A 17612-nucleotide genomic window follows, 5' to 3' on the forward strand; every position below is an offset into this window, starting at 1 on the left:
ACGGCATTTAAAACCCGTCATGCCGCCACTACTGCGTAAAATAGGCCACTTCAACGCAAAGAGAGTGACAACATGAAGAAATCAGGTATGGCAAAGCAAAGCGCCATGAAACTTGCCGGCAAAATGCAACCAACAGGCTCCAGCGGCCAATTCGGCCAGGTTGCTGCTGTTCCTATGGACCGCCGCGATCAACGCAAAGCCGATCAGGCTCTGGGATTAGTCCCGTTCGCAGTCAAGCTCAACAGCGATCTGGTAGCGCGACTGCAAGCCCTGGCGCAAGAACGCGCAACCGGGATGAATGAAATCGTGGCCGAATTGCTGCTCAAGGCACTGGGCGATCTGCCTCAGTAAACTCAGTAAAGAGTAAGAAGAAAATGTACAGAAAGGGGCCACAAGGCCTCGTTTCTGTCACTGATTTTTCAGACCAGCGTCCCGAACAAAGCGCCGACGCCCGCCGTCACCGCCATCGCAAGCGCACTCCAGAACGTCACGCGTATCGCACCCGGCAACATTTTTGCGCTGCCCATTCTTGCCGCCAGCGCGCCGAGCATCGCCAAAAAGACTAATGCCGCAACGCTCACCAGCCAGAGCAAATGTGCTTCAGGTGAAATAACGACAACCGCCAGTGGCAAAATCGCGCCGCAAGAAAAACTGCCTGCCGAAACTACCGCGGCCTGAAGCGGGCGCGCCATGTTGAGATGATTGATTCCCAACTCATCCCGTGCATGCGCTGCCAGCGCGTCATGCTCCATCAGCTTTACCGCCACCTCTCCGGCCAGTTCAAAATCGAGACCGCGACGCATGTAGATAGCAGTCAGTTCACGCTGCTCGCCGTGATAATCCTGATCCAGTTCAGCCTGTTCTTCGGCCAGCGCCGCTTGTTCGATATCGACTTGAGAATGCACCGACACATATTCACCGGTCGCCATCGACATCGCCCCCGCAACCAGCCCGGCAACGCCGGTCAGCAAAATACTCGCATGCGTTGCATGTGCCGAGGCCACACCCAACACCAGACAAGAAGTCGATACGATGCCATCGTTCGCTCCCAGTACCGAAGCGCGCAGCCAGTTTATTTTTTCAATGCTATGTTTCTCGTGATGCCGCTTGGCCATTTTGCACCGATGAAAGAAGATGAAAATGCGGTGACGACCCGGTCAATTCAAAGGCCGCCTAAAAATACCGCCCTATATTAGGGAAATAAGCGAAAATCTGCCAGCAGAGGTACTGCTAATCATACGCATTTGAAGCAGAGGCAAGATCGAAGGAATAGTTGAAGGAATAATTAAATGAACGCTCAGCAAGGCACTACACAGGATTTCGTCATTATCGGCGGCGGCATTGTCGGCATTGCCACCGCGACACAAATTCTCGCTCGCCATCCAGGTGCAGCGGTCACGCTCATCGAAAAGGAAGACCGCTTCGCCGCGCATCAAACCGGCCGCAACAGCGGCGTCATCCATGCCGGCGTGTATTACGCACCGGGCAGCATGAAAGCACAATTTTGCCGCGAAGGCGTGCAGGCAACGCTGGATTACTGCCGCGATCACAATTTGCCGGTGGAGCAATGCGGAAAAATGCTGGTCGCCACAACCCCGCTGCAACTGCCGCGTATGAAAGCCTTATATCAACGCGCCAAAGAAAACGGCCTGGAAATCGAGCGCATCGACGCCACCGAACTCAGAAGGCGCGAACCGAATATTGTCGGCTTGGCCGGGCTCTTCGTCCCCTCCACTGGCATCGTCGACTACGGCGCAATGGCACGTTCCATGGCTGATTCGATGGTGGCTGCCGGCGGCACAACGCGACTGGGTACCACGGTAGTCGATATCCGCGAAGAAACAAATGGCGTCACAGTCGTGACCGATCAGGGAGAAATTCGCACGCGTTATGTGATTGCCTGCGGCGGTCTGATGGCAGACCGGCTGGCGAGTATGTGCGGCATCGGCGACGATTTCAGAATCATCCCGTTTCGCGGCGAATATTATCGATTAGCCCCTAGCCGCGATCAGGTGGTCAACCATTTGATTTACCCGATTCCCGATCCTGCCTTACCGTTTCTCGGTGTCCATCTGACACGCATGATTGGCGGCTACGTCACCGTCGGCCCCAACGCCGTCCTGAGCATGGGACGAGAATCTTACGGCCCGGGCAAGCCCAATGCCCGCGATCTGGCCGACATGCTGCGCTTTCCCGGATTCTGGCGCGTGATGCAAAAACACGCCCGCTCGGGATTGGGTGAATACTGGAATTCGATCAGTAAAAAACGCTATCTGGCCCTGTGCCAGCGCTATTGTCCCGACCTGAAAGTAGAAGACTTGCAAGCACATCCACCGGGCATTCGGGCGCAAGCGGTATTGCGCGACGGCACGCTGGTGCATGACTTCCTGATCCATCGCACAGCGCGCACGCTGCACGTCTGCAATGCCCCCTCGCCTGCGGCCACTTCCAGCATTCCTATCGGACGCTATCTGGCCAAACATGCAGAGGAAATTTTTTCGCTGTCCAACTGAAACAGTGACAGTGATCGCATCAAGGCCCCTCCCGCCTTGATGCAATCGCTAAGACTTAAATCACCCGACCGCCATCCACCGGCACTTCCATCCCCGTCAGGAAATGCGAAGCATCGGTCGCCAGGAACACCGCCACATTCGCGACATCGGTAGATTCGCACATGCGACCCAAAGGAATGGTCGCAATAAAACGCGCCCGGTTTTCCGGGGTATCCGGCACGCCCATGAAGGACTCCAGCAAACCAGTCGCACCCATCACAGGGCAAATGACATTGACGCGGATATTATCCGGCGCAAGTTCCACCGCCATCGACTTCGACAACAGATTGACCGCACCCTTAGAGCTGTTGTACCAGGTCAGCCCCGGACGCGGACGAATGCCGGCCACAGAACCGATATTGATAATCACACCCCCCTTGCCGGGTTCAGTTTTATTGCGTTCGCGCATCAGCGGCACCACGGCAAAGGTCATGTGATAAATGGACTTCACATTGATCGCATACATGCGGTCAAAGGTGGCTTCATCCACATTCAGCATAGGCTGATTTTTGTGAGTAGTACCGGCATTATTGATGACGATATCGGGAATGCCGAAAGTATCGATGCAATGCTTGACGGTAGCATTGACATGCGCTGCGCTGGTCACGTCGCAGGCAATCGCCGTAGCGTTACTGCCCAGTTCTGCGGCCACTGCACGGGCACCGTCGATGTTGATATCGGCGATCACGACCTTCGCACCTTCTCTGACATACGCGCGTGCCATTTCCGCACCGAAACCGCTGGCCGCACCGGTGATGATGGCGACTTTATTGAGTAATTGGGTCATGACATATCCTTAGTGACAAATAAAATAAGTGCAATGAAATAAGTGCAATGAAATAAGTGCAATGAAATAATTGCGCCTGAAAAATTCAGCAAACCAGCGCAGTCGCGCCAGCCGGATTTTTCAGGCAAATGAATTACTTGAAATAGTGAACGATGGTTTTCGTGGTGCTCATTTCTTCCATCGCCAGCAAACCTTTTTCACGGCCGTGTCCGCTCTTCTTGACGCCGCCGAACGGCAATTCGACCCCACCACCCGCGCCATAGCAATTGATGAAGACCTGACCACTCAGCACGCGTTGCGCCACCCGCGCCTGACGACCGCCGTTTTCAGTCCAGACGCCGGCAGCCAGACCGTATTCAGTTGCATTGGCCAAGGCGATCGCATCCTCTTCATCCTTGAAGGAAATCGCCGACAGCACCGGCCCGAACACTTCACTGCACGCCAGACGATGATCGCGCGGCACCCGGCCGAACAAAGTCGGTTTGACAAAAAATCCTTGTCCCGACACGCCGCTGGCCAGACTGCCTTCCGCCAGCAAAGGCACACCAGAAGCCACCGCATCGGCGATGAAATTATTCACACGGTCAAATTGTTTTTTATTCACGATAGGGCCGCAGTCCAGATCCATCTCCGGCGTACCGACCTTGATTGCACGGAATGCCTCGGCCACGCGGCCGACAAACTGATCGTAGATACTTTCCTGCACCAGCAAGCGGCTGCCGGCAGAGCAAGTCTGTCCGGCATTCTGCACGATGGCGCGCACGATGACCGGCAGCGCTTTCTCGACATCCACATCGTCAAACACAATTTGCGGCGACTTGCCGCCCAGTTCCAGAACACAAGGAACATGGTTGCGGGCGGTCGATTCCTGCACCATCGTGCCGACTTCCGGCGAACCGACAAACGAGGCGAAATCAATACCGGGATGTGCCGTCAACGCCGCACCGGCTTCATGTCCGTAACCGGTAACGATATTCAACACGCCCGGCGGAAAGCCCGCTTCCATCGCCAGCTCACCGATCTTGATACCGCTCAGGCAGGCGTCTTCCGAAGGCTTCATCACGGTGGCATTGCCCATCGCCAGCGCCGGCGCCAAGGAGCGACCGAACATTTGCGCCGGATAATTCCACGGAATAATGTGCGCGGTCACGCCACGCGGCACGCGCACCAGCGTCACGTTATAGCCATCCAGATAAGGAATCGCCTCGCCATGCACCTTGTCAGCAGCAGTGCCGTAAAACTCGAAATAACGCGCCACGACCTTGATATCGTTACGGGCGACCGTAATCGGCTTACCCGTATCACGCGCTTCCAGTTGCGCGATTTCTTCCGCATTGTCGAGAATCAACTGCCCTAGTTTTTGCAACAGACGACCGCGCTCGGTGGCCGTCATGCGCCCCCACGGACCATCCAGTGCGCGTCGTGCTGCAGCCACCGCCAAAACAATATCGGCCTGACCACCGCGTGCAATACGCGTGAAGGCTTCCCCGGTACAGGGGTTGAGTACCTCAATAGTCCGTTCGTCTTGCGCGGCCTGCCAGCGGCCATCAATCAACATTGTTTTCATGAGATTCTTTATGAAGAAAGGTGAATCAGAAAGGTGGCTCAGAAGGTGAACCAATCAGAGCGATGCCGGTACCAGCTCACCGCGTTCCAGCGTCAAAGTGGCATCGGGCAAATCACGCAACAGACTGCGATTCGATTCCGTCACCACCACGCACAATCCTGCGTCGATTTCGCGCAAGCGGCGTAGCGATTCGCCGTATTGCAAGGCCAGTACCGGCGCGAGTCCCTGAAAAGGCTCGTCCAGCAGCACCAAACGCGTACCGGCCATCAGCGCCCTGCCGAGTGCGGCAATTTTTCCTTGTCCGCCCGATAAGGCCGCGCCCGAACGCGGCAGCATTTCCTTCAACTGAGGAACCACCACCAGCGCTTTTTCCAGACGACGATCGATTTCCGCTTTGGACAGGCCGAGCACTTCACACGGCAATCGCAAATTTTCTTCGACACTAAAGGTAGGGAACATCACGCGGTCTTCCGGGGCATAACCAATGCCGAGCGCCACCCGACCATGTGCCGGTATGTCAGCCAGATCGCGGCCATCGAATTCCATCGTTCCTTGTTCCGGTTCGATCAGGCCCATCACCGTGCGCAGCAAGGTCGTTTTACCCGCTCCATTACGACCAACAATGGCCAGCAAGCCACCGGCAGAAAACTCGGTGTCGATATTTCTCAATACCGTGATACCGGCGATCCTGACGCTGATCTGTTTAATTTTCAGCATCTCATTCTCCGATCACATGACGACGAATCTCGGGATTGCCGAGGACGTCTTCCGGCTTACCATCCGCCGCGACCTTGCCGGCAATCCAGGCCGCTACCCGCGTGGCATAGCGGCTCACGATATCCACATCGTGTTCGACAAAAATCGAGGTGATTTTTTGCTCGTCCAATACGCGCATGATGATGGCCATCAAACCGTGTTTTTCTTCCGTGGAAACACCGCTGGTCGGCTCATCCATGATCAGCAGTTTGGGTTGCAAAGCCAGTGCCATGGCGATATCGAGCAGCTTGCGCTGCCCTTCCGGCAACAGCGAACACAAGTCATCAGCACGGTCACGCAGGCTGACCATTTCAAGAATGTGCTCAAGTTCCGCTTCCGGCAAAATCCGGCTGAGAGGGGTCCAAATATTGAGACTTCCGCTGCGACCTGCTGCTGCCAGACGGATGCAATCGCGCACCGTATGTTCCAGGAATAACTGCGGCAATTGAAATGAGCGACCGAGGCCACGCCGCACAATCACGCGTGGTGCCAGCCGGGTAATGTCGCGTCCATCGAAATGCACTGAACCACCGCTAGGGCGGATAAATCCGGTACAGATATTGATGAAGGTGGTTTTCCCTGCGCCGTTCTGCCCGATCACTGCCAGCCGTTCTCCGGCATGCAATTCAAAATTGATGTGATCCGCCACCACCACGCCGCCAAAGGCCAGTTGCAAATCCTTGGTCTGTAACAAGGGCGCGCTCATGGCGACTCCTTTTCCGTTTTTGCGCCAATACGCCGCGTCAACAATCCAGCGAGGCCGGTAGGAAAGAAAAACACCAGACCAATCAGCACCAGACCCAGCACCAGTTGCCATGCCCCAGTGAACAAAGCCACCGAATACAGTTTGACGAATTCAAATACCATCGCGCCCAGAAAAGCACCGATAGGGTGACTGACACCGCCAAGAATAGAGATGAATACCAACTCGCCGGAACGAACCCAATATCCCATTTCCGGAGTGACCAGACCCTGCATCAGAGCAAAGATGGTGCCCGACAAGCCGCACAGTCCAGCCGAAAAAACATAGCCTATCCATAATGCTCGATTGGCTGAAAGGCCGACATATTCGAGTCGTGTTTCATTGGTCTTGACGGCAATCAACGCCTGTCCTGCAATCGACTTGAGGTAACGCTGCACCATTAAAGTCAGTCCCAGAGCCAGCATCACGGTCACCACCAACAGTACCGTTTCAAAACCATCGCGCTCCAGTTGCATGCCGAAGAAAGTGGAACGCGCCAGACGAATGCCATCGGTGCCACCGGTGAGGCTATAAAATTTCCCAAGAACCGAAAACAGCACCATCGATAAAGCCAGATTCAACATGCCGAAAAAGATGGCACGGTAACGCACCACAAACAAACCGATCAGCATCCCCATCAGCGCTCCGAACACGGCACCAAGAACAATCAGCAAGGCACAATCAAGCTGCGGCCAGGCGCGTGCAATGAAGGTGACGGCATACCCTGCACCGCAGGAAAACATGGCATGTCCAAAGGACAATTGCCCTGCCTGAATCAGAATCGACACTCCCAGCGCGGCAATACCGAAACTCACTGCAATCACAATCGGCGTTTTCAACCACGGCCAGACGACCGGTGCCAGCAAAGCCAACAAGACAAGCGTGAGGCCGGCGATTTTTATTTGCTTCATTACACCCTCCTCGCCTGAGCAACGGAAAACAAACCCTGCGGCCGGAACAGCAAGACCAGCACCATGATCAGATACGGCACCAGCACTTCCACTTCGGGAAACAGATACACCGCAAACGAACGGGTCAGGCCAATCAACAAAGCAGTAATCAACGTCCCCTCGATTTGCCCCAGACCCGCAGTCGCGACCACAGCAAACGACAGAACGATCATGTCCGCACCGATGCCCGGCACCAGCGAGGTCGTCGGTGATGCCAACGCCCCGCCCAATGCGCCGAGCATGGAGCCGATAATAAAAGTCAGCAGACAAATGCGTTTGGCATCAATCCCCATCGCCATCGCCACTTCACGATGATGCGCGACCGCCACTGTCTGCCGACCAATGCTGCTGTATTTGAGAAAGTAGCGCAGACCAACGAACACGACGATGGCCACACCTGGCAACACCATCAACTGATAGCGCGTGTAAGTAATGCCCATCACATCGATCACACCGAGATAATTGACGATGTCCGAGACGAAGTACGGCTGCGTACCCCAGATCATGCGTTGCACATCTTCAAAAATCATGAACGCGGCGAACGTCACCAGCAGTTGCAGTACCTGTTCCTTGTGATAAATCCGGCGCAGCAACACAATTTCCATTACTGCGCCCATGACCCCACCCACCACGACAGCAGACAGCAACAACCACACGAACGACCACACCGGAGAGAAATTGGCAGCGATTGCCCACATGCCTAAGGTCGCCGCGAAATAACCGCCGAAGGCGTACATGCTGCCGTGCGCCATGTTGAGGATGCGCATGACGCCAAATACCAGCGTCATGCCCAGCGCTACCAGAAACAGTAGCGCCGCATAAGAAACCCCATCCAGCACCGCCAGTAAAAATAATTCGCGCGTCATGGTGGTGGCTTAATTAGCGATCGGTGGAAAGGTCTTGATCCGTGAATCTTTCAACAGCGCAGGCTTGATGGTCTTTACCCAATCCATCGATTTTTCACCGACAGGCGCAATCAGCATTTCGGCAGGAAAAATTTCAATTTTGTCGAGGACGGGGAAAGGATAGGCTGCGGTCTTTTTGGTCACGCCGAGCAATTGATCTTCCAGACCCTGGCCGTCGGCGCGGATTTTCACTTCACGCGTCAAACCACGGAAATTCAGGCCATGCATGGCGTCAGCCACTTGCTCGGTCGTTGGCCATTGGCCTTTGTTGGCCTTGATCGCCTTGTCGTAACCGGACACCATGCCATCGAGCGCCTGAATCATGTGATAGACGGAATAGATAGGATAAGAACCGGTCTTGGCCTTGAATTTCTGCACGAAATTTTTCAGCTTGGGATCGTCCTTCAATTCAGGATGCAGGAAGTAATGATCGCCGCGAGCGCCGACAATCACGCCATCTGGCAAGGTGGTGCCAAGACGTTCCAGCGAACTTTCGGCCAGTGGCAGCACGAATAAGGAGTTCTTGATCAAACCGCGTTGCGCCGATTGACGGACAAAAGTATCCAGATCGCCGCCCCATGAAGTGGACAGAATCACATCGGGACGCAGCGCTTGCAGACGGCTAATTTCAGTCGAAAAATCGGATGCGCCGAATTTCGGGAACAGCTCAGCGACCACCTTCACATCGGGCTTGAGGACTTTGAGTGTTTGCGAAAACAACTCCCACGAATCGCGGCCCCAGGCGTAATCCTGATTGACGACGGCAATGGTTTTAAAGTCTGGCTTCTGGCGCAGCAGATACAACACGCTGGCAACCATTTCCGTTGTGGCGTTGGCTTGCGTGCGCACCACATAACGAAAGCGGCGGTCCTCCAGTACTTTTTCAGTACCGCAATCCCACATGATGTTCAATACTTTCAAGTCTTCCGCTACTGGAGCGACAATGTTGCAGTTACCGCTGGAAATCGAACCCAGCATCACACGCACACCCTGCTCCTGCACCACACGACGGTATTCCGACAGCATCTTGTCGCCGCCCACGCCTTCATCGATAAAAGTGGGCATCACTTTCACACCATTGATGCCGCCGGCGGCATTGAGCGCTTCCAGGTAAATTTCGGCCGCTTGCTTGGCCGGCACGCCAAATACCGAAGCCGGGCCAGAAGTGAAGGTAGTGATACCGATTTTCAGTTCCGCCGGTTTGGCGGTTTGTGCCTGTGCCGATGACTGAACAAAGGCAAGTGCGGATGCAGCGGCCAGGACCAAGCCTGTGATCTTTGATGTAAACATGTCTCCTCCGGTATAAAAACTTGCTTGGCAAAATAAGCATTTCATGCGCCACAGCCTTAACTGTTGCGGCATTACTGTGCTTTTTTGTTTGTTTTTTGCTTGTTTTATTTGTTGCCTGTCTTTACACCCAACGCAATCACAACATCTGGCCTTGCAGTAGCGACGAGCATAAAGGACGTCGTATTCTGTACCGGCGTTATGGGTGGAGCAATTTGTATTTATGAAAGAGGGCCTTCGCTTATCCTGAAGTCAAGCTCGTCAAAGCGACGAAACCCACTACGCCTGTATCCAGACCAATAGGTGGAAGTTGAATCAGTGAGCATCGTTGCACAAGCATTTCTCACGTATCTGTATCTTTTTAAGCGATCGGATAAGCCCATACTCAAAATCCGATTGAAGAACCGCTTCGACCAAGTTACGGCATTGCGCCTCCCCTCCTGTGCTTGCACCGGAGATTCCTGGCCAGGGGTTCCTGACAGCGAGTTCCTGGATACATGGCCATTTACAAAGTACAAACAGACATTGCCGCGATAATTTTCATCCTATTGATTAATGAATCCGACTCAATCTGCATCCCGCACTTGCCCACGCACTTGCCACCAACGCGCCATCACCACGTCAACGGGCCACCCGCCACAAGGCAGTGCGCTGACCAACAGCGATCCGCATTACCGCGAACACCCGCACGAAATTCTGGATGAAATAAGAAGCGCAGGACCGGCCTTCAAAGATGAACTCTTTCAACGTTGGATCGTGACGAACCACGATACGGCGCAGCGACTATTCAAAAATACCGCTGCGTGCGGAAAAAACTGGGAAATGGCCTCCGAAGGAACCTGGGGGAAAACGGTCTCTGCCAGGAAAGGAAAATTCGGCATGGTGGATGCCGATGGCGAGGAACACCAGCGCTTGCGCAACACGGCAGCAAATGCCTTTTCAGCCACGTTCACTGCATCCTTGCAGCCGGAACTTGAACGCATTGCGGATGAGCTGATCGACCGCATTCTCGGCCTTCCTCAATTTGATTTCATCGACAGCATTGCCGCGCCGTATCCCAACCGGGTCATGGCGGCAGTACTTGGCATTACGAAGGAAGATGAAGAAAAATTCAAACGCTGGTGCGAGGAATGGGCGCTGATTTGCGACCCTGGAATCAGTCCTGAACAGCACCATATTGCCATCGTGGCGAGTGGCTCGCTCCATGCCTATTTTTCTGAAATCGCCAGTGCCAGAAGCAAGGAACCGAAGGATGATTTCATTTCTCGCCTGGTTCACAACGGTAATAAAAATAGCCACAGCGATGACCGTCTGAGCAGTGCGGAAATTGCCGTAATCTGCATGCAGCTCATTATTGCGGGCAACATCACGCTGACCGATGTCATGGGAAACGGATTAGTCGCGCTACTGCATCATCCCGAACAAATGGACAAATTGCGCTACCGGCATGATCTGATGGATAAAGCGATAGAAGAAATACTGCGCTTCGATCCACCGGCCTCGGAAATTCACCGGTTTTGTCGGGAAGATATCCAACTGGAAGAATTGACGATTCGCAAAGGACAGACGATCACCAGCAATATCGCTGGCTGCAATCACGATCCGGCAACCTATGTTTTGCCTCATCAGTTCGACATCGAACGCACAGGCGCATCGCATGTCAGTTTCGGCGGCGGCCCCCACCGCTGCCTCGGAGCACGTCTCGCCAGGATGGAGATAAAAGTGGTATTCCAAAAATTACTGGAGGCCTTCCCTCTACTAAAACTGACGCAAGATGCGCTGGAACGCAAGCCTGCACCGACGTTCAATGGTTATAAAAAAATCATGATCACCACGCGCTGGTTGTTGCCGGAATAATCTCATCATGCGCGGATTAAGCGACAGTACTATGCAATCTCATCATGCCAAGGCTGGGCAAGCTGTTGTACTTGATCCGAGATGACGGATAAAAATGACAGGGATCAGGCCGCAATCCGCTGCAACTGTCGGTTTCCACCATGCTCCAGCTTGAAGACGCTCACCACCTGCGACAAATTCGCCGCCTGTTCCTGCAACGAATGTGCTGCAGCAGCGGCTTGTTCGACCAGCGCTGCATTTTGCTGTGTGACCTCATCCATCAGGGTAATGGCGCGATTGACTTCTTCAATCCCCACGCTTTGCTCCTGACTGGCCGAGGAAATAGCCGCCACGATGTCAGTCATGCGTTGCACACTCGCGACCACCTCCGTCATCGCTTCACCGGCTTGTCCGACCAGCATGTTGCCGGCATCGACATTTCCGACTGAGTCGTTAATCAGCGTTTTAATTTCTCTTGCCGCTGCCGCACTGCGTTGCGCCAGACTGCGCACTTCACTTGCCACGACTGCAAAACCCCGCCCCTGCTCTCCGGCCCGGGCAGCTTCCACTGCCGCGTTGAGCGCGAGAATATTCGTCTGGAATGCAATCCCGTCAATCACACTGATGATATCGACGATTTTCTTGGAAGAGGCGCTGATCGAATTCATCGTGCCGATCACTTGCGACACCACGGCACCACCTTTCACTGCGATAGCCGAAGCTGATACGGCCAGATGGCTGGCCTGCATTGCGTTGTCCGCATTCTGTTTGACCGTCGCGGTAATTTCTTCCATCGCAGAAGCCGTTTCTTCCAGCGAACCGGCTTGCGCTTCGGTGCGGTTGGACAGATCCATGTTGCCTGTGGCAATTTCGGCGGATGCCGTGGCAATGGCATCGGCACCGGTTCGCACAGTAGAAATAGTGAGGGTCAGCTTATGCTGCATGCTCATCAACGCGCCGACCATTTCCCCGATTTCATCATCGGACCGAGCAACGGTAGATTGCGTCAAATCACCGGCGGCAATCCTCGAAAAATGATCGGTCACATCGGCTACCGGCCGCGCAATGGCGCGATGCAGTGAGCGCCACGTCAGCAAGGCAATCAATACACTCCCCGCAATCAACAATGAGGTAACGAGGATGAACGTCGTCAGCGCCTTTTCCGATTTATCGAAATTAGCCTTGCCCAAATCACGCTGATAATTGTTGAGTGCCGTGTTGGCGGCATTCATCTCGCCCAACAACACCGGTATTCTTGCGCCGGACGGTATTTTTTCTGTAACACCTAGACCCTGCGATAAAGCGGCGATAGTGGGTAGTAAACCTTCCTTTTCAAGCCGCGCCCTGCGTTTTCCGGTGAGTTCGGCCAGTTCGAGTTCTTTCACATCATTTTTGGAAATATCCATGAACTTCTGCCACCAGACATCGGAGGATTTGATCATCTCGGCGGCACTGACAGATAATTTTTTGACGTTTTCCGGTGCGGGATCGGCAAGCGCCTGCTCCACCTCAAATCCGGCGCGCACCATCAGGATACTGGCCTTGGCAAGGGCAATCGCGGAACCGAGCTGATTGTTATACGTTTCACTTTGCGCCCGATTTGCCTGTCGCATGCCAATCAGTCCCATCCCGCCGATCAGACAACCGATCAGACTCAGCAACCCTAACGCACTCGCCAAACGCAGCTTGATCGAACTCTTTGATTGCATGTCATCCCCCTGATTAATCTGCCGGCTCTGAATGAACCGGCAGTGATGCGTATGCATTTTTATGCATTTATTTTTGACGTTCCCTGTCCATCATTCCAATGAAATAATTTTTCTATGGCGATGACGATAGCGGGCGTGACCAATGCGATGTACATATTGTCGATGCCGTATGGGTTATCCAGCAGATACCAAATGGTGGTAGTCACTGCGGCACCAAGCAAACCCAGAGTTGCGCCACGATTGCCGCCAAAAAACGGTAAATAGAAGCCGATCATTGCCACAATGGAAATCGACAAACGCAAAGCGCGTGTGAAGAACGATAAGTGCAATAGACCTGGCGCGAAGAATACAAAAAACAAAGGGATAAAGCCGATAAATACAGACAGGATGCGAGTGGTGCGAAATTCCTGATCTGGAGTCGGCTTGAAATATGGCGCATAGAAATCACGCACTACCAGCGATGAAATGGCCAGCGCGACCGTGCTGACGCCGACGAAAATCGAGGCTACCAGCGACACCGTGACAAACCCCGCCACGAATACATTCATGCTCTGTAAAAACACCGGCAAGGCGTACAGGCTTTTCATTTCCGGATACAGGTATTTTGCCGCGACACCGATTAAGCCTAATGCAATGCTGATCGGAATCGCCAGGCCTGCGGCAATATATGTGGAGCGCTGCGCGGACTTCGCATCCTTGGTCGAAGAAATGGCTTGAATAATGTATTGCGTGGAAAAAATCGCGCCAATATTGCCGATGAAATAGGCCACGATCGTGGATGTGCCGATCTTGCCATCCCAGGTGAAATAGGAAGGTGGCAAGGCCTGCACCATCGGCGTAATGCCTTTCGTCATGTATAACGCAAAACCGAGCAATATAAAAACGCCAATGTATTTGATTGTGCTGTGCAGAACCGATACGTAGGCCACACTTTTTAGCCCGCCGAAGGCAAAGTAAAAAGTACTGACGATGGCAATGACGAAGGCGGCCAGCGGCAGATCGACTTTCAACACGGTGGCAATGGCTGCCGCTCCGCTGACGTAATTACCGACATTCACCAGCAGCAGCGCATAAATCATGATCAGCGACACCACGAGCTGAGTCGATTTTCCGTAACGCTTGGAAATCGCACCGGAGATGGTGTATTCGCCCGAGTTGTACAGTTTTTTTGCGAGAAAAAATCCGAATAGAGGAAAGCCGACAGCGGCGCTTAGCACCGACCACGATGCCGCCATACCCGATTCGAAAGCCCCTTGCGATGCGCCGATAGTTGACTTAGCACCGATGAATTCAGACATCAGCAAAATACCCACTACGACGGCGGGCATAGCGCGGCCACCGACCATGAATTCACTGGAAGTTTTGCTACGTGATTTGAAGGTTAACCAGGAAGTAAATGCGATGTAGATAATTACCATCGCGATGATGATGACGGTATCCCAATAGCCGAAATGTTGCATGCTTGTCTCCTTGTGTATTGCTTTTGTATGGACGAACGTTGCCCCTTGCAATGGAGCAAGATGCAATTAAACGTAGGTCCTCTTTTATTTACAGGTGCGGAATCTTTGCCCCGCTTACCGTTGATGCATCAGCCAATCGATGCGCGAAGCGCCTTTATTCGGCCAGGGCTTTCATTTCCGCATACAGATCTGCTTTGCCTTCAAATCCGATCCCGGGCAGCTCAGGCATGATGATGTGACCATCTTGTACTTTGACGCCATCGGGGAAACCGCCATACGGCTGGAACAGATCCGGATAACTTTCATTACCGCCGAGTCCCAGACCCGCCGCAATATTGAGCGACATCTGGTGACCGCCATGCGGAATACAGCGGCTGGGCGACCAGCCGTAGGTTTTGAGTACTTCCAGCGTCCGTTCGTATTCCACCAGTCCGTAGGACAATGCGCAGTCGAATTGCAACCAGTCGCGATCAGCACGCATGCCGCCGTGACGAATCAGGTTACGGGCATCCTGATGACTGAACAGATTTTCGCCGGTTGCCATTGCACCGGGATAGTAGTCAGCGAGGGTTGCTTGCAAACGGTAGTCCAGCGGATCGCCCGCTTCTTCGTACCAAAATAAGGGATAGTTGCGCAGCATCTTGGCGTAAGCGATTGCCGTGTCGAGATCGAAGCGGCCGTTGGCATCGACCGCCAGTTGCGCCTGCGTGCCGATTTCTTCCAGCACAGCTTCGATGCGACGACGGTCTTCGTCGATATCCGCGCCACCGATTTTCATTTTGACGACGTTATAGCCGCGATCCAGATAAGAACGCATTTCCTTGCGCAAGGCCGCCATGTCTTTACCGGGATAGTAATAGCCGCCCGCCGCGTACACAAAGACACGGGGATTAGCTTCCCGCTGATGACGCTCGGCCAGCAGACGGAACAAGGGCTTGCCGGCAATTTTTGCGACCGCATCCCATACCGCCATGTCGATCGTGCCGACCGCGACTGAGCGTTCGCCATGGCCGCCCGGCTTTTCATTGCTCATCAAAGCGCCCCATACACGGTGCGGATCGAGGTTATCGCCCTGATCATTCATCAAACTTTGGGGATCAGCTTCCAGCACGCGCTGCGCAAAACGATCGCGGATCAGTCCGCCCTGGCCGTAACGACCGTTGGAGTTGAAACCATAACCGACCACGCGTTTTCCATCGCGCACAACATCGGTGACCACCGCTACCAGACTGGTGGTCATCTTGGAAAAATCGATGTAAGCATTACGAATAGGGGAAGAAATCGGTTTGGTTACTTCGCGAATATCGAGGATTCGAATAGACATTACATTTCCTTTTATCTTGTCTGAGGTGTCCCGGCATCTTCATACCGTTAAATTGCATGGAGGGTAGCAGCGTTTACAAAGAACCGCCGCCGCACATCACAATTTGCTGGCCGGTGATAGCACCCGCCTCTTCCGATAATAAATAAGCCACCAGTCCTGCTACTTCAGCCGGTTGAATGAAGCGGCCAATAGGCGGTTTTTTTGGTGGTGTGCCGACGCGGCCGGGATCCAGCAGCATCGGCGTTTCTGTTGCACCCGGCGCAACGACATTCACTGTGATGCCTTCCGGCGCCAGTTCCGCCGCCCAGGAGCGCGCCATACCAACCAATGCCGCCTTGGTTGCCGCATACTGGCTGCGTCCTGCCGCACCATTTGCGGTACGGCTGCCGATCAGTACGATGCGACCGCCGCGCGATAATTTTTCTCGTGCGGCATTGGCCAATACTTCTGCGGCCTGAACATGCAAGGTCCACATGGCCGCACCAGCTTGCAGATCAAGCACACCCAGACTGGCAGTGCGCATGAATCCGGCGGCATGTACCAGCGCATTGATGGCAGACATGCCCGCTATCGTCGTTTGCACTGCATTGAAATCGATCAGGTCGGTTTCAATCGCAGTAAATTGCGGGTGGTTCAGCGTGCCGGGAGACTTGTCGAGTCCCGTCACTTTCCATCCCGCACTCAACAGACGCTGTGCAATCGCTGCGCCGATACCGGAACTGGTCCCTGTGACGACGGCATGTAGGGCTGCATTTTTCATGATCTCAGGCTCAGGCAGCGTTTTGTTTGAGCATGCCGGCATGTTGCAAAGCGGCGCGAATCAACGTCAGTTCTTCTTCGCTTGGCGCATGGGTAGGTGGACGTACTGTGCCGTCGCTGATAATGCCGGCCAGTGCCATCGCTGCTTTCATGCGGCCGTGTGCTTCACCGGTTGGTTCGCCGGCACCGTAGACGGCATCCTTTAATGGCGTGATTAATGCCTGCACACGCATGGCTTCATGCAAATCACCTGCGCGAACGGCCTTGAGCAAATCGTTGATCAGACCTGGCACCAGCGAAGCGAAGCCCACCAGTGCGCCATCGATGCCTTGCACCATCGAGGACAATAAATATTCGTCATGGCATGTCAGCAAGGCCTTGGTCGGATCGGCGGCACGAATTTCCTTGATATCGCGCGCATATTTATTCATTTCGCGTTCACCCATTTTGAACGCTTTGACGTAAGGCAGGCGCGCCAGATCGGCCAGTAATTGCGACGAGTAGGAACCGCGTGTCCATGCTGGATAGATGTGTACGATCAGCGGTAATTTGCTGGCTTCAGCAATCGCGTGAAAATAATCGAGACAGTGCTCTGGCTTGAAGCCGAAACGCAACCAGTGGTGCGGCGGCATGACGTCGAGTCCGGCGGCACCGGCTTCTTTGGCCCAGCCTGCTTGCTCAACAGCTTCATTGATGCCTTCGCACACAATGGAGGAAATGACGGGACAGATATCTTTCACTGCATCGGCAGTGATGCGGGTTACTTCGGCCCGTTCGCGTGCGGTCAGTGAAAACACTTCACCAGTATGACCATTAGTCATCAACGCTTTGACGCCTTCCTGCTTGCCCAGCCATTGCGCGAAGCGGCGCAAATCTGGTTCATTGATGCTGAAATCTTTGTTGAACGGTACGGCAATGGCGGGAATGATGCCGTGGTAATCGATAGCTTGCATGTCTGTCTCCAATTTCATTTTTGAT

General features: G+C 54.0%; 16 protein-coding genes. 3 read left to right on the forward strand and 13 right to left on the reverse strand.

Annotation, left to right across the window (positions count from 1 at the left end):
* The first annotated feature begins 87 nt into the window (after positions 1–87).
* On the forward strand, positions 88–351 hold the full coding sequence (locus RGU70_RS12465) for a hypothetical protein (RefSeq protein ID WP_416186517.1): 264 nt from the start codon (positions 88–90) through the stop codon (positions 349–351).
* Positions 352–419: 68 nt separating this feature from the next.
* On the opposite strand, the gene RGU70_RS12470 is transcribed toward RGU70_RS12465, so the two are convergent.
* The gene (locus RGU70_RS12470; protein WP_322209717.1) at positions 420–1115 is read right to left on the reverse strand and encodes a VIT family protein; all 696 of its coding nucleotides are present in this window, start codon (positions 1113–1115) and stop codon (positions 420–422) included.
* Positions 1116–1289: 174 nt separating this feature from the next.
* Here RGU70_RS12470 and lhgO point away from each other — a divergent pair, with 174 nt between their 5' ends.
* The gene (lhgO, locus tag RGU70_RS12475) at positions 1290–2513 is read left to right on the forward strand and encodes an L-2-hydroxyglutarate oxidase (RefSeq protein ID WP_322209718.1); all 1224 of its coding nucleotides are present in this window, start codon (positions 1290–1292) and stop codon (positions 2511–2513) included.
* A gap of 55 nt (positions 2514–2568) precedes the next feature.
* On the opposite strand, the gene RGU70_RS12480 is transcribed toward lhgO, so the two are convergent.
* From RGU70_RS12480 to RGU70_RS12510, 7 genes are all read right to left on the reverse strand, one after another.
* Complete coding sequence (locus tag RGU70_RS12480) at positions 2569–3339, reverse strand: SDR family oxidoreductase (protein ID WP_322209719.1); 771 nt, start codon at positions 3337–3339, stop codon at positions 2569–2571.
* A gap of 133 nt (positions 3340–3472) precedes the next feature.
* Complete coding sequence (locus RGU70_RS12485; protein ID WP_322209720.1) at positions 3473–4906, reverse strand: aldehyde dehydrogenase family protein; 1434 nt, start codon at positions 4904–4906, stop codon at positions 3473–3475.
* A 54-nt stretch (positions 4907–4960) separates the two neighbouring features.
* Entirely contained in the window at positions 4961–5623 is a 663-nt protein-coding gene (locus tag RGU70_RS12490; protein WP_322209721.1) for an ABC transporter ATP-binding protein, read from the reverse strand.
* Between the two features lies 1 nt (position 5624).
* Positions 5625–6368 carry an ABC transporter ATP-binding protein gene (locus tag RGU70_RS12495; RefSeq protein WP_322209722.1) on the reverse strand — a complete coding sequence of 248 codons (744 nt, stop codon included), beginning with the start codon at positions 6366–6368 and terminating at the stop codon, positions 5625–5627.
* The gene (locus tag RGU70_RS12500) at positions 6365–7315 is read right to left on the reverse strand and encodes a branched-chain amino acid ABC transporter permease (protein WP_322209723.1); all 951 of its coding nucleotides are present in this window, start codon (positions 7313–7315) and stop codon (positions 6365–6367) included. Before RGU70_RS12500 ends, RGU70_RS12495 begins: the two co-directional genes overlap by 4 nt.
* A complete protein-coding gene (locus RGU70_RS12505; protein ID WP_322209724.1) occupies positions 7315–8220 on the reverse strand; it encodes a branched-chain amino acid ABC transporter permease in 906 nt (301 codons plus the stop codon). The genes RGU70_RS12500 and RGU70_RS12505 overlap by 1 nt, the downstream gene beginning before the upstream one ends.
* A gap of 9 nt (positions 8221–8229) precedes the next feature.
* Positions 8230–9549: an ABC transporter substrate-binding protein gene (locus RGU70_RS12510; RefSeq protein ID WP_322209725.1), complete on the reverse strand. Its 1320-nt coding sequence runs from the start codon at positions 9547–9549 to the stop codon at positions 8230–8232.
* Positions 9550–10101: 552 nt separating this feature from the next.
* Here RGU70_RS12510 and RGU70_RS12515 point away from each other — a divergent pair.
* On the forward strand, positions 10102–11403 hold the full coding sequence (locus RGU70_RS12515; protein WP_322209726.1) for a cytochrome P450: 1302 nt from the start codon (positions 10102–10104) through the stop codon (positions 11401–11403).
* 104 nt (positions 11404–11507) lie between these two features.
* On the opposite strand, the gene RGU70_RS12520 is transcribed toward RGU70_RS12515, so the two are convergent.
* The 5 genes from RGU70_RS12520 to RGU70_RS12540 all read right to left on the reverse strand — a co-directional run bounded on the left by RGU70_RS12520 (position 11508) and on the right by RGU70_RS12540 (position 17587).
* Positions 11508–13091 carry a methyl-accepting chemotaxis protein gene (locus RGU70_RS12520; RefSeq protein WP_322209727.1) on the reverse strand — a complete coding sequence of 528 codons (1584 nt, stop codon included), beginning with the start codon at positions 13089–13091 and terminating at the stop codon, positions 11508–11510.
* Between the two features lie 59 nt (positions 13092–13150).
* Positions 13151–14551 (reverse strand): sodium:solute symporter family protein, encoded by a 1401-nt coding sequence (locus RGU70_RS12525; protein WP_322209728.1) that lies wholly within the window; start codon positions 14549–14551, stop codon positions 13151–13153.
* 154 nt (positions 14552–14705) lie between these two features.
* Positions 14706–15875, reverse strand: a complete 1170-nt coding sequence (locus tag RGU70_RS12530; RefSeq protein WP_322209729.1) for a mandelate racemase/muconate lactonizing enzyme family protein — start codon at positions 15873–15875, stop codon at positions 14706–14708.
* Between the two features lie 73 nt (positions 15876–15948).
* A complete protein-coding gene (locus tag RGU70_RS12535; protein WP_322209730.1) occupies positions 15949–16635 on the reverse strand; it encodes an SDR family NAD(P)-dependent oxidoreductase in 687 nt (228 codons plus the stop codon).
* Between the two features lie 10 nt (positions 16636–16645).
* Complete coding sequence (locus tag RGU70_RS12540) at positions 16646–17587, reverse strand: dihydrodipicolinate synthase family protein (protein ID WP_322209731.1); 942 nt, start codon at positions 17585–17587, stop codon at positions 16646–16648.
* Positions 17588–17612 lie beyond the last annotated feature (25 nt).

This window comes from Herbaspirillum sp. RTI4 (assembly GCF_034313965.1).
Taxonomy (GTDB): Bacteria; Pseudomonadota; Gammaproteobacteria; order Burkholderiales; family Burkholderiaceae_D; genus Herbaspirillum.

Coding starts and splice junctions, on each gene's coding strand:
- RGU70_RS12485 (WP_322209720.1), bottom strand. CDS start 4,906: ATGAAAACAATGTTGATTGATGGCCGCTGGCAGGCCGCGCAAGACGAA.
- RGU70_RS12520 (WP_322209727.1), bottom strand. CDS start 13,091: ATGCAATCAAAGAGTTCGATCAAGCTGCGTTTGGCGAGTGCGTTAGGG.
- RGU70_RS12490 (WP_322209721.1), bottom strand. CDS start 5,623: ATGCTGAAAATTAAACAGATCAGCGTCAGGATCGCCGGTATCACGGTA.
- RGU70_RS12495 (WP_322209722.1), bottom strand. CDS start 6,368: ATGAGCGCGCCCTTGTTACAGACCAAGGATTTGCAACTGGCCTTTGGC.
- RGU70_RS12515 (WP_322209726.1), top strand. CDS start 10,102: ATGAATCCGACTCAATCTGCATCCCGCACTTGCCCACGCACTTGCCAC.
- RGU70_RS12510 (WP_322209725.1), bottom strand. CDS start 9,549: ATGTTTACATCAAAGATCACAGGCTTGGTCCTGGCCGCTGCATCCGCA.
- RGU70_RS12470 (WP_322209717.1), bottom strand. CDS start 1,115: ATGGCCAAGCGGCATCACGAGAAACATAGCATTGAAAAAATAAACTGG.
- RGU70_RS12535 (WP_322209730.1), bottom strand. CDS start 16,635: ATGAAAAATGCAGCCCTACATGCCGTCGTCACAGGGACCAGTTCCGGT.
- RGU70_RS12530 (WP_322209729.1), bottom strand. CDS start 15,875: ATGTCTATTCGAATCCTCGATATTCGCGAAGTAACCAAACCGATTTCT.
- RGU70_RS12505 (WP_322209724.1), bottom strand. CDS start 8,220: ATGACGCGCGAATTATTTTTACTGGCGGTGCTGGATGGGGTTTCTTAT.
- RGU70_RS12525 (WP_322209728.1), bottom strand. CDS start 14,551: ATGCAACATTTCGGCTATTGGGATACCGTCATCATCATCGCGATGGTA.
- RGU70_RS12480 (WP_322209719.1), bottom strand. CDS start 3,339: ATGACCCAATTACTCAATAAAGTCGCCATCATCACCGGTGCGGCCAGC.
- lhgO (WP_322209718.1), top strand. CDS start 1,290: ATGAACGCTCAGCAAGGCACTACACAGGATTTCGTCATTATCGGCGGC.
- RGU70_RS12500 (WP_322209723.1), bottom strand. CDS start 7,315: ATGAAGCAAATAAAAATCGCCGGCCTCACGCTTGTCTTGTTGGCTTTG.
- RGU70_RS12540 (WP_322209731.1), bottom strand. CDS start 17,587: ATGCAAGCTATCGATTACCACGGCATCATTCCCGCCATTGCCGTACCG.
- RGU70_RS12465 (WP_416186517.1), top strand. CDS start 88: ATGGCAAAGCAAAGCGCCATGAAACTTGCCGGCAAAATGCAACCAACA.